Annotated in this window: 9 protein-coding genes; 6 read left to right on the top strand and 3 right to left on the bottom strand. The window is 72.2% G+C overall.

Annotation, left to right across the window (positions count from 1 at the left end; all coding sequences use genetic code 11):
• Nucleotides 1-60 precede the first annotated feature (60 nt).
• From ABZ646_RS07860 to ABZ646_RS07875, 4 genes are all read left to right on the top strand, one after another.
• Nucleotides 61-954, top strand: coding sequence for an NTP transferase domain-containing protein (locus ABZ646_RS07860; RefSeq protein WP_360514186.1), 894 nt, complete (start codon nucleotides 61-63; stop codon nucleotides 952-954).
• Nucleotides 951-2,375 carry a molybdopterin molybdotransferase MoeA gene (locus tag ABZ646_RS07865; RefSeq protein ID WP_360514189.1) on the top strand — a complete coding sequence of 475 codons (1,425 nt, stop codon included), beginning with the start codon at nucleotides 951-953 and terminating at the stop codon, nucleotides 2,373-2,375. The genes ABZ646_RS07860 and ABZ646_RS07865 overlap by 4 nt, the downstream gene beginning before the upstream one ends.
• Nucleotides 2,363-3,469 carry a potassium channel family protein gene (locus ABZ646_RS07870; protein ID WP_360514192.1) on the top strand — a complete coding sequence of 369 codons (1,107 nt, stop codon included), beginning with the start codon at nucleotides 2,363-2,365 and terminating at the stop codon, nucleotides 3,467-3,469. The genes ABZ646_RS07865 and ABZ646_RS07870 overlap by 13 nt, the downstream gene beginning before the upstream one ends.
• 63 nt (nucleotides 3,470-3,532) lie before the next feature.
• Nucleotides 3,533-4,513 (top strand): NAD(P)H-quinone oxidoreductase, encoded by a 981-nt coding sequence (locus tag ABZ646_RS07875; protein WP_360514195.1) that lies wholly within the window; start codon nucleotides 3,533-3,535, stop codon nucleotides 4,511-4,513.
• A gap of 32 nt (nucleotides 4,514-4,545) precedes the next feature.
• Here ABZ646_RS07875 and ABZ646_RS07880 read toward each other — a convergent pair whose 3' ends face one another.
• On the bottom strand, nucleotides 4,546-5,040 hold the full coding sequence (locus ABZ646_RS07880) for a hypothetical protein (protein WP_360514198.1): 495 nt from the start codon (nucleotides 5,038-5,040) through the stop codon (nucleotides 4,546-4,548).
• 188 nt (nucleotides 5,041-5,228) lie between these two features.
• On the opposite strand from ABZ646_RS07880, the gene ABZ646_RS07885 reads away from it, so the two are divergent.
• A complete protein-coding gene (locus ABZ646_RS07885; protein ID WP_360514201.1) occupies nucleotides 5,229-5,768 on the top strand; it encodes a bacterial proteasome activator family protein in 540 nt (179 codons plus the stop codon).
• 62 nt (nucleotides 5,769-5,830) lie between these two features.
• On the opposite strand, the gene ABZ646_RS07890 is transcribed toward ABZ646_RS07885, so the two are convergent.
• On the bottom strand, nucleotides 5,831-7,471 hold the full coding sequence (locus ABZ646_RS07890; protein WP_360514204.1) for a protein kinase: 1,641 nt from the start codon (nucleotides 7,469-7,471) through the stop codon (nucleotides 5,831-5,833).
• Between the two features lie 318 nt (nucleotides 7,472-7,789).
• Here ABZ646_RS07890 and ABZ646_RS07895 point away from each other — a divergent pair, with 318 nt between their 5' ends.
• Nucleotides 7,790-9,379, top strand: a complete 1,590-nt coding sequence (locus ABZ646_RS07895) for a protein kinase (protein ID WP_360514207.1) — start codon at nucleotides 7,790-7,792, stop codon at nucleotides 9,377-9,379.
• Between the two features lie 86 nt (nucleotides 9,380-9,465).
• Here ABZ646_RS07895 and ABZ646_RS07900 read toward each other — a convergent pair whose 3' ends face one another.
• The gene (locus ABZ646_RS07900; protein ID WP_360514215.1) at nucleotides 9,466-10,485 is read right to left on the bottom strand and encodes a phosphotransferase; all 1,020 of its coding nucleotides are present in this window, start codon (nucleotides 10,483-10,485) and stop codon (nucleotides 9,466-9,468) included.
• Between the last annotated feature and the right edge of the window lie 574 nt (nucleotides 10,486-11,059).

The raw sequence follows: 11,059 nt of genomic DNA on the forward strand, positions 1-11,059 counted from the left end.
GCCAGGGACGCGTCAGCCCCCGTCTGTTCCCTGTGATCACACGGCCCCCATACTCGAAAGGTGACCGCCACCGACTCACCCCTCTACGACGCGATCGTGCTGGCCGGTGGCGCCGCCCGGCGCCTCGGCGGAGCCGACAAGCCCGCCGTGCGGGTGGGCGGACGCCCCCTCCTGGACCGCGTCCTCGCGGCCTGCGCGGGCGCCGAGCAGACCGTCGTCGTGGCGGACCCCCGTGCCACCTCCCGCCCGGTCCGCTGGACCCGCGAGGACCCCCCGGGCGGCGGCCCGGTCGCCGCCCTCGGCGCCGGCCTGCGCCACAGCACGGCCGCCTACGCGGTCGTCCTCTCGGCAGACCTGCCGTTCCTCGAAGAGGCCACCGTGGCCCGCCTGTTGTCGGTCCTCAGCGCCTCCAGCGCCGACGCCGCGCTGCTCACCGACGCCGACGGCAGGGACCAGCCCCTGGTGGCGGCCTACCGCACGACGGCGCTGAGGCACGCCCTGTCGGCCCTCGCCGGGGACGAGCAGGGCCTCACCGGCCTCCCGCTGCGGCGCCTGACCGCCGCACTGAACCTCACCCGCGTCCCGGACCCCCTCGCGTCTTTCGACTGCGACACCTGGGACGACATCGCCGACGCCAGGGCACGCATCAGGGAGCATGGGCACGTGTTGGATGAATGGATCTCCGCAGTCAAGGACGAGCTGGGCATCGACCTGGACGTCGACTTCCGCCTGCTGCTCGACGTGGCCCGGGACGCCGCGCACGGAGTGGCCAGGCCGGCCGCCCCGCTGACCACGTTCCTGGTCGGCTACGCGGCCGCGCAGGGCAAGGGCGGCCCCGAGGCGGTCGCCGAGGCCGCCCACAAGGCCGCCGCCCTGGCACTGCGCTGGGCGGAGGAAACGAACGACGCCGACAACCCGGCCACCGAACCCCCCGCCCCCGGGCCCGGCCGATGACCGCCCCCGGGGTGCGGGCCGGTGCGCCCGCCGGGGACACCGACGACGATCTCGACGTCGAGGAGGCGCTCGCCCTCGTGAGAGAGCCCCGAGAGCCCGGACAGCCCCGTCGGCCGGGGGAGCCCCGGCAGTCCGCTGGGGACGCGGCCTCCGTGTCCCCAGCCCAGGACGAGCACCGCCACGGTCCGCCCGCCCACGGCGTCCCCTCGGCGCACCGCCACCGCGCCACCCCCTGGCCCCAGGCCCGCGAGATCGCCGCCCGCGCCGCCCGGGCCGGCGCCCGCCGAGCCCCCCTCTCCGTCCCGCTGGCCGACGCCCTCGGCCTGGCCCTGGCCGCCCCACTGGACGCGCTGACCGACCTGCCCTCCTTCGACACCTCCGCCATGGACGGCTGGGCGGTGGCGGGCCCGGGCCCCTGGGACGTACGCGACGAGGGGGTGCTGGCCGGGCACGGGCAGCCCGAGCCGCTCACCGACGGCGAGGCGATCCGCATCGCGACCGGCGCCCGGATCCCGGCGGACACCACCGCGGTGCTGCGCAGCGAACACGGCCGTACCGACGCCCAGGGCAGGCTGCACGCCACCCGCGACACCGTCCACGGCCAGGACATCCGCCCGCGCGGCCAGGAGTGCCGCAGCGGCGACCAGTTGCTGCCGGTCGGCACCCTGGTCACTCCCGCGGTCCTCGGCCTCGCCGCGGCGGCCGGCTACGACACCGTCACCGCCGTGCCACGCCCCCGCGCAGAAGTCCTGATCCTGGGCGACGAGTTGCTCACCGAGGGGCTGCCGAGCGAAGGGCTCATCCGGGACGCGCTCGGCCCGATGCTGCCGCCCTGGCTGCGCGCCCTCGGCGCAGAGGTGACCGCCGTACGCCGGCTCGGCGACGACGCCAGGGCCCTGCGCAAGGCGATCACCTCCTCGACGGCCGATCTGATCGTCACCACGGGCGGCACCGCGTCCGGCCCGGTCGACCACGTGCACCCCACGCTGGAACGGATCGGGGCCGAACTCCTCGTCGACGGCGTCAAGGTGCGCCCCGGCCACCCCATGCTGCTCGCCCGCGTCAAGGAGAACCAGCATCTCGTCGGCCTCCCCGGCAACCCCCTCGCCGCCGTCTCCGGCCTGCTCACCCTCGCCGAACCGCTGCTGCGCACCCTTGCCGCCCACCCGGCGCCCGAGCCGTACACGCTGCCCCTGGCGGAAACGGTGCACGGGCACCCGTACGACACCCGGCTGATCCCGGTGGTGCTGCGCGGTGACGCCGCGATCCCCCTGCACTACAACGGTCCCGCCATGCTGCGCGGTATCGCCGCGGCCGACGCGCTCGCGGTCGTACCGCCGGGCGGAGCCCAGCAGGGGGCGGAGACCGAACTGCTCGACCTGCCGTGGGCGGCCGCCGGTATCGGGGTGTGTTTCACGTGAAACTTCCCGGCCATGACGCCATCGCCCGCCAGGCGGACGAGCACCTGGTGACCCATCGGGTGAAACTCCCGACGAAAGTGGTGGAGCGCCCGATCCGCCAGGTCACCAAGCGGCTGGCCATGGCCCTGCTGGTTCTCGTCGCCACCGCGTTGATCGTCTACGCCGACCGCGACGGCTACAACGACACCTCCGACAGCTCGGTGGACCTGCTCGACGCCTTCTACTACGCGACCGTCACCCTCTCCACCACCGGCTACGGCGACATCACGCCCGTCAGCGACGGCGCCAGGCTCATCAACATCTTCGTCATCACGCCCCTGCGCGTGCTGTTCCTGATCATCCTGGTCGGCACCACGCTCGAAGTCCTCACCGAACGCACCCGGGAGGAATTTCGCCTGAACCGCTGGAGGTCCGCCTTGCGTGATCACACCGTCGTCGTCGGCTTCGGTACGAAGGGACGTTCGGCGATCCAGACCGTCTGTGCGACGGGGCTGAGGGCGGAACAGGTCGTGGTGGTCGATCCCAGCTCCAAGGTGATCGACGCGGCCACCGCCGAGGGGTACGCGGGGGTCGTCGGGGACGCGACCCGCAGCGAGGTGCTCAAGCGGGCCGAGGTGCAACGGGCCAAGCAGATCATCATCGCCACCCAGCGCGACGACACCGCCGTCCTGGTCACCCTGACCGCCCGGCAGCTCAACCGAGGCGCGAAGATCGTGGCCGCGGTCCGTGAGGAGGAGAACGCGCCGCTGCTCAAGCAGTCCGGCGCCGACGCCGTCATCACCAGCGCCAGCGCGGCCGGCCGGCTGCTCGGCCTGTCCGTGCTCAGCCCCGCCGCGGGCATGGTCATGGAGGACCTCATCCAGCAGGGCAGCGGCCTGGACCTGATCGAGCGCCCGGCGGTCAAGGCCGAGGTCGGCAGGACCCCGCGGGAGACGGCCGACCTGGTGGTCAGCGTCCTGCGCGGCCATCGGGTGCTCGGCTACGACGACCCGGCCGTCGGCACCATCCAGCTGACCGACCGCCTGATCACCATCGTCCGGGCCTCCCCGGGCAGCCGGGTCGCACCGGACATACGGCCGCTGCCCCGCGCCTGACCGGGCGAGTGGCCGGTACTGCCACCGTCGGGGTCCGGCCGGGCGAGGAGTAGCGTCGCGGACATGCATGCGATCACGATTCCCGAACCCGGTGGACCCGAGGCGCTGGTGTGGGACGAGGTCCCCGACCCCGTGCCCGGCGAGGGCGAAGTGCTGGTCGAGGTGGTGGCCAGCGCCGTCAACCGCGCCGACATCATGCAACGACAGGGCTACTACGATCCCCCGCCCGGCGCTTCCTCCTATCCCGGCCTGGAGTGCTCCGGGCGGATCGCCGCGCTCGGCCCGAACGTCTCCGGCTGGTCGGTCGGCGACGAGGTGTGCGCACTGCTCGCGGGCGGCGGCTACGCGGAGCGGGTCGCCGTCCCGGCCGGGCAGTTGCTGCCGGTGCCCGAGGGCGTGGACCTCGGGCGGGCCGCCGCGCTGCCCGAGGTGGTCAGCACGGTCTGGTCCAACGTCTTCATGATCGCCCATCTGCGCCCGGGCGAGACGCTCCTCGTGCACGGCGGCTCCAGCGGCATCGGCACCATGGCGATCCAGCTGGGCAAGGCGGTCGGCGCCAAGGTCGCGGTCACGGCGGGGACGAAGGAGAAGCTGGACTTCTGCGCCGAGCTCGGCGCGGACATCCTCGTCAACTACCGCGAGCAGGACTTCGTCGAGGAGGTGAAGGCGGCCACCGACGGCGCGGGCGCCGACGTCATCCTCGACAACATGGGCGCCAAGTACCTGGACCGGAACGTTCAGGCCCTCGCGGTCAACGGGCGGCTCGCGATCATCGGGATGCAGGGCGGCGTGAAGGGCGAGCTGAACATCGGCGCGCTGCTCGCCAAGCGGGCCGCGATCAGCGCGACCTCGCTGCGCGCCCGGCCGCTGGCGGAGAAGGCGGCGATCGTCGCGGCGGTACGTGAGCACGTGTGGCCGTTGATCGCCCAGGGCCATGTCCGTCCGGTCGTCGACCGGGAGCTGCCGATGGCCGAGGCGGCGCAGGCGCACCGGGTGGTGGAGGCCAGTGACCACATCGGCAAGGTCCTGCTGGTCACCGGCTAGGAAATCGCCCTGCACCGGCCGGTGAATCCCCCCTAGCCGCGGCGCACCCGCAGTCCGATGAAGGCGAGGCCGAGTCCGAGGCCGATCAGGACCAGGCCGCTGCCCAGCGGCAGGATGTCCAGTACGGGCTCGGTTTCGCCGTCCTGGCCGGGGGCGATGGCCTGGTGGACGGGTGGCGGCTGGGGCGCGGTCGGGTTCACGGCGGCGTCCCGGGGCGGCTGCATGGCGGTGGCGGCCTGGCTCGCGGCGCCGTTCTCCGCCGGTTCCGTCGCGTCCTCGTCGTCGGGGTCGGGGTCGTCGTCATCGCCCTCCACCGTCACCGCCGGTCCCAGGTGCCGTCCCGGCCGTGTCCGGCCCTCACCGGCCACGGTTCCGGCCAGGGACGGCTCGGGGGTGGCCGAGGCGCCTGCGGAGTCGGAGGGCAGCGGCCCGGGGCCGTGGGCGACGGCCGTGCCGGACGGCAGCAGGATCGTCGCGAGGACGAGCAGCAGAAGACCGCCGAAGGCGGTTCGCAGCCTTGGAGTCACGGCGGTGACCTCCTGGAGCACGGTCGTCGTCAGGGCCGACGCTCACCAGCCTCACATTTGGTGACAAGCCCGGCATTTCTGGTTCGGCCGATGGGTCTACGGCCGGTCCGGGTGCGTTCGGAAAGGTGGATCAGCTTCAGAGGGGGGCACCACGGTGGTGAGGTGTACGGGTGCGAGAGAATGGCGGCATGGAGATGCCGAGGAACGAACGGTCGACCGAGAACCCGCAGATCCTGGTCGTGGGCCAGGACGGGATGGCTCTCGGCGGCGGCAACGGGGACGAGGACTCCCGCGAGATCCCGGTGACGGAGATGGTGGAACAGCCCGCCAAGGTCATGCGGATCGGCAGCATGATCAAGCAGCTCTTGGAAGAGGTGCGCGCGGCTCCCCTCGACGAGGCCAGCCGGGTCCGGCTCAAGGAGATCCACGCCAGTTCCGTGAAGGAGCTGGAGGACGGGCTCGCGCCGGAACTGGTGGAGGAGCTGGAGCGGCTCTCGCTGCCGTTCACCGAGCACTCGACCCCGTCCGACGCGGAACTGCGCATCGCGCAGGCGCAGCTGGTGGGCTGGCTGGAGGGGCTCTTCCACGGTATCCAGACGACCCTGTTCGCCCAGCAGATGGCCGCCCGCGCCCAGCTGGAGCAGATGCGCCGGGCGTTGCCGCCGGGCGTCGGCCACGAGGGCGACGAACACGGCCAGGCCGGCCGCACCGGCGGGCCGTACCTGTAGGTCTTCCAGCAGGTGAAAGGGCCCGGCGTGCGACCGCCGGGCCCTTCTTACGTCCTCGTGCGTCAGCCGGTGGCCGGGTTGCCGGTGGACACCTTGAGCTCGATGGTCGGCACGTTCTTCGGGTCGACGTCCGTGCCGGAGGACGGGAACTGGTCCATGATCGTGCCGTCGCCGTACGTGTTCTCGTCGACGTCGGTGATCTTCATCTGCCATCCGGCGGCCTGGAAGCAGGCCTTGACCGACTTGATGTACTTGAACTTGAAGTCCGGGACCCGCACCTTCTTGGGGTCGTTGTAGGACTCCTCGGGCTCGGTGCACTCGGTCGTCTCGACGGTCTTCGAGGTGTCGGGTCCGCGGTAGCCCGAGGCGTGCGAGGCCGAGGCGCTCGCGCCGCTGCCACCGCTGCCGCCCCCGCCGTCGCCGTTGTTGTGCAGCGCCAGTGCGACGACCAGTCCGATCACCGCGATCAGTGAGACCGCGACCGACCCGATGACCACCGGCCGGTTGCCCTTCCCGCCGCCACCGCCCCCCACGCCGGTGGAGACGGTCCCCGGGGTCATGGTGTACGGCGGCGGGGTCGACGGCATCGGCTGGGCGTATCCGGCCGGAGTCTGGTAGCCAGCCTGCTGCGGATAGCCGTAGGCGGGTGACGGCGTCGGCGGGGTGCCGTACGGGCTGGGGGCCGGCGTCGGCTGGTACGGCGTCTGCACCGGTCCGGGCGGCGCGGGCGTGGCCTGGTCGACGGGCGGGAACACCGCGGAGCCGACCCCGGAGCCGCTCTGCGTCCGGGGGACGCCGGGCACGATGCTGGGCGCGGCGGGCTGGAGCGAGGCGGCCACCCGCAGGCACTCCTCGCGCATGGACTCGGAGGTCGGGAATCGTTCGTTCGGGTTCTTCTTCAGCGCGCGGGCGACCAGTGCGTCCACGGCCGGCGGCAGGGAACGGTTGATCGAGGAGGGGGCGACCGGCTCCTCCTGGACATGCGCGTAGGCGATCGCGAGCGGCGAGTCCGCGTCGAACGGCAGCTGCCCGGTGACCAGCTGGAACAGCATGATGCCGACCGAGTAGAGATCGGAGCGGGCGTCCACGCCACGGCCCAGCGCCTGCTCGGGGGAGAGGTACTGCGGGGTGCCGACGACCATGCCGGTCTGGGTCATCGAGGTCACGCCGGACTGCATGGCACGGGCGATGCCGAAGTCCATCACCTTGACGACCCCGCGCTTGGTCATCATCACGTTGCCCGGCTTGATGTCGCGGTGGACCAGCCCCATCTCGTGGCTGATCTCCAGCGCGGCCAGCACATCGGCGGTGATCTTCAGCGCCTTGTCGGCGGGCATCGCGCCGAACTGCCGTACGTCCTCGTCGAGCACCGAGCCGAGCGGGCGGCCCTCGACGTACTCCATGACGATGTACGGCATCGTGGCGCCGTCGAGCGCGTCCTCGCCGGTGTCGAACACGGAGACGATGTTGGTGTGCGTGAGCTTGGCCACTGCCTGGGCCTCGCGGCGGAAGCGCTCGCGGAAGGCCTGTTCCCGGCCGAGTTCGGTGTGCAGGGTCTTGATCGCGACCTGGCGGTCCAGGACCGAGTCGTAGGCCAGGTGCACGGAGGCCATGCCGCCCTCGCCGAGCAGGTCGCGCAGCTGGTAGCGGCCACCGGCCAGAGCCCGCCCCGTGTAACGGCCGTGTGCGCCGTCCTGGCTCATTTTCCCCGTCCCCCGTCGGTCCCTCAGGCACTCTTGTTGATCGAATGTCCCATTCCCGGCCAAGTCTGCCCCAGGGCACTGACACGTCAAGCGCGGTGCCCGTTCCGTGACCGTACGCGAAGGAAGAGTCGCGGAAGCGTTACAGCGGCCGTACGCCCGGTACACAGAATTTGCACGACGGTGAGTGGTGCGGGTTTCATGGCCGGTCCGTCCACGGGCCGGATCCCGGACCTGCGGGTTGCCCGGAGGCTGTAGCGTGGCCGACGGAGACCGTGACAACACCGCGCGCACCGCGGGCAGAAACGACGGCGAGGACCGATGGCACAGACGCACAGCGCCCAGGGCCCGTCCGACCCCGAGGCGACTGGCGGCGGCATGTCAGACGCGCCGGAGATGTGGGGCAACCAGGGCCTGGTCGGCGACGGCCGGTACCGGCTGACCCACCGTCTCGGCCGGGGCGGCATGGCCGAGGTGTTCGCGGCCGAGGACGTACGGCTCGGCCGCACCGTGGCCGTCAAGCTGCTCCGCGCCGACCTGGCGGAGGACCCGGTCTCCAAGGCCCGGTTCACCCGCGAGGCACAGTCGGTCGCCGGCCTCAACCACCATGCCATCGTGGCGGTGTACGACTCGGGCGAGGACGTCGTCGGCGGCCAGTCGGTGCCGTACATCGTGATGGAGCTGGTCGAGGGCCACACCATCCGCGACCTGCTGATCAACTCGGAGGCGCCCGGCCCCGAGCAGGCCCTGATCATCGTCTCCGGGGTGCTGGAGGCGCTGGCCTACTCGCACCAGCACGGCATCGTGCACCGCGACATCAAGCCGGCCAACGTCATCATCACCCAGACCGGTTCCGTCAAGGTGATGGACTTCGGCATCGCGCGCGCCCTGCACGGCGCGTCCACGACGATGACCCAGACCGGCATGGTCATGGGCACCCCCCAGTACCTGTCCCCGGAACAGGCGCTCGGCAAGGCCGTCGACCACCGGTCCGACCTGTACGCCACCGGCTGTCTGCTCTACGAACTCCTCGCGCTGCGGCCGCCGTTCATCGGGGAGACCCCGCTGTCGGTGGTCTACCAGCACGTCCAGGACATCCCGGTGCCGCCGTCCCAGACCTCCGAGGGCGCGGCCCCGCCGGAGCTGGACGGCCTGGTCATGCGCTCGCTCGCCAAGGAGCCCGACGACCGTTTCCAGACCGCCGAGGAGATGCGCGGCCTGGTCCAGTACGGCCTGCAGATGCTGTACGACCAGGGCGGCCACACCGGCACCTGGAACACCGGCCCGGTCACCGTGCACGACGGCCGGCACACCCCGGCGGCCGGGTTCGCCGGTACGACCGTGATGCCGCACCCGACGGCCGCCTCCGGGACCACGCAGATCCCGCAGCCGATCCTGCCGTCCGGCTATGGGGGCGGCGACGACGGTGGCTTCGAGGGGCACGGCAACGAGGGCAGCGGCCGCGGCAAGCTCTGGATCCTGGCCGTCCTCGCGGTGATCGCCATCGCGGCGGGTGTCGCGCTGGCGCTGAACAACGGCGGTGGCGGCGGTGACGGCGGCGGTTCGGGGCCGTCGACGTCCCCGAGCGCCTCGCAGACCACCAAGGACGAGACGCCCAGCTCCAGTCCCACCGACGAGACCAGCGCCACGTCCTCGGACACGGGGACCGGCACGAGCGGTTCGGGAAGCGGCAACCACAACGGGTACACGAAGTCGCCGACCCCGACGTACAGCCAGTCCCAGCAGCAGAGCAGCGAGCCGAGCAGCCAGCCGAGCGAGACGGCCAGCGCCTCGCAGCCGACCGACACGGCGAGCTCGCCGGACTCGCAGCCCTCCGACACGACGGGCACCGGTGACGCCGGCGGGACCGACCAGGGCACGATCTCCGGCTCCGGCCTGGGCGGCGGTTGAAGGACACCCACGCCCTTCGGCAACCGAGCAGGCTGACAAGGCGCCCTTCCGTCACCGGGAGGGCGCCTTCGCCGTACCGGCCGGTGTCACGCCACGAAGGCGTCGCACACCGCGTCGTACTCCCCGGTCCACCACACGGCGAGGGCCGAGGCGGCGGGGAACTGGGGGTCCGCGCGGGTGTCGCCGCGCTCGTAGTGCCAGCGCAGCATCCAGAAGTCGTTGAGCCGCTCCCACCACACCCGGTGCACGGCCGCCGCCAGTTCCGAGGGCGTGGCCCCGGCCGCGCGCCGGTACGCGCGCGCGTACGCGCGCACCTTGTGCAGGTCGAGCGCGCCCGCCGGACGGACGAAGAAGATCACGGCGGCACGTACCGCCTCCTCCGCGCGGGGCTGCACCCCGAGCCGGTCCCAGTCGACGATCGCGGCGGGGGCGTCGTCGTCCTTGTACAGCAGGTTGAACGGGTGGAAGTCGCCGTGCACCCAGCCCACCGGGCCGCCGCGCGGCGGGCGCCGGCCGGCGTGCTGCTCCAGGAGCGCCCGGCGTTCCAAGAGCCGGTGACGGGCGAGTTCGTCGAAGGCGTCGGCCGGGCGGTGGCGGCTGACCCGGGTGAGCAGGTCGTCGATGAGTGCGAAGGTGTCGGCCGGGTCGGCGCTCTCCACGGGATGGGGGCCGGTGGCCGGGCGGGTGCGCCCCTTGGGCGGCATCACGTGTTCCAGACAGGCGTGCACGGCGCCGAGCAGCGCGCCGAGTCGCGTGCACTCCCCGCGCGTGAGCTGTCCGCCGTGCCGGTGCCTGCCGTCGATCCAGGGGTGCAGCGCGTAGGCGTGTCCGCCGACGACCGCGACCGTCCGGCCGTCGCGGTGGGCCAGGGGCGGGGCGACCGGGACGCCGACGGCGGCGAGGCGCTGGGTGGCCAGATGGCGGCGCTCGATGGCGGTGGGGTCGGCGGTGTCCGGATCGAAGTGGTGCTTGAGGAAGTAGCTGCCCCGGGTGGTGCAGAGGCGGTAGCCGCGGTTGAGCAGACCTTGTTCCACGGGCTCGCAGGCGAGTGCGGAACCGGCGGCGTAAAGCCGGAGCAAGGCGCCCAGAGGGGGCGCATGGGGCACGAGGGGTGGTACGGATGAGCGCGGCACGCGGCAGATGCTAGGGCACCGGATGAGGCGTTGAGCTGGGGATTGTTGCAGACAGTCGCTGTTGGTCGCTTTCGGTCACAGGGTGGACCGTGACGAACTCGGGTGCGAAGCATTCTTCCCGTCACCTGGTCCCGCGGGATAACGTGCCGTTGCTCCGGCGTCTTGCAAGGCTCTGACCAGCTAGCTTCCGGCCCGCGTCGCTCTACTGGGGAACCCAAGGGGAAAATACTTGGATTTCCAAGCAAAAACGCAGGTCAGGAGGGGTTTCACAGAAATGTGGAGCACTGGGTAACGTGCATCTTGCAGGGCGCTCGCCGGGGCACCTGTCACGCCTGTTCCCGGCCGAGTGGCACCCACCCCGTGCCACGGGTGTCGGAAGCAGGTGAGCCGCACTGGTTCACCCGGCAACCCCGGGGGCCGGACCGACGGAGGAGCACACGTGAGCGTGGACAGCAGTGCCGCGGGCACACCGCGACGCAGCGCCGCAGGCAAGGCCGGTACCACCGGCAGCAAGACCGGCACCAAGCGCACCACCAGCCGCACCACC

It is taken from the genome of Streptomyces sp. NPDC007162 (assembly GCF_040634175.1).
Classification (GTDB): Bacteria; Actinomycetota; Actinomycetes; order Streptomycetales; family Streptomycetaceae; genus Streptomyces.